We start from the raw sequence: 523 nt of genomic DNA on the forward strand, positions 1-523 counted from the left end.
ACCGCCAAAGCACCGACTCCGTCACTGGACGCCGCGGGAACCACGACGGCGGGGACGGGTGCGGGCTGGGCGGGTGCGGGCTGGGCGGGTGCGGGCTGGGCGGGAACAACCTGGACCGGAGCGGCTGACGCTGGGGAAACCAGCTCCGGGCGCGGTTGCCGACCTGCCAACGCTGTCGGCGTCGCCACGGCCCGGTCGACGGTGGCCGACACCGGCGCCGAGCCGGTGGATGGCGCCGCGTGCCGGTGAGCATCCCGTTCGATGTCGGCGAGTGCGGCGAGGATCTCGTTCGCGCGGATGTGCGCCCGGCCGATCGCCAGGCTCTGGTCCTTCACCGCCTCGACAGCCTGCGGCAACCACGACGCGTCCTGATCGTCGCGGTGGGCCTGGAGCACACCGACCAACTCGTCCGCGATCCGCAGCTGGCTTTCCAGATACTGCGTGTGCACCGCTACATGCTGCGCAACGACATCTTGTGACACGTCAACCATAATTGGCGAGCGATTCGGGTCCGACGCAACCG

At 70.2% G+C, this 523-nt stretch carries 1 pseudogene; it reads right to left on the reverse strand.

Annotated features, from left to right (window positions below):
- Nucleotides 1–482, reverse strand: a pseudogene (locus U9980_RS22835) (hypothetical protein); the annotation flags it as partial.
- Nucleotides 483–523 lie beyond the last annotated feature (41 nt).

This window comes from Protofrankia sp. Cr1 (assembly GCF_963555865.1).
Classification (GTDB): Bacteria; Actinomycetota; Actinomycetes; order Frankiales; family Frankiaceae; genus Protofrankia.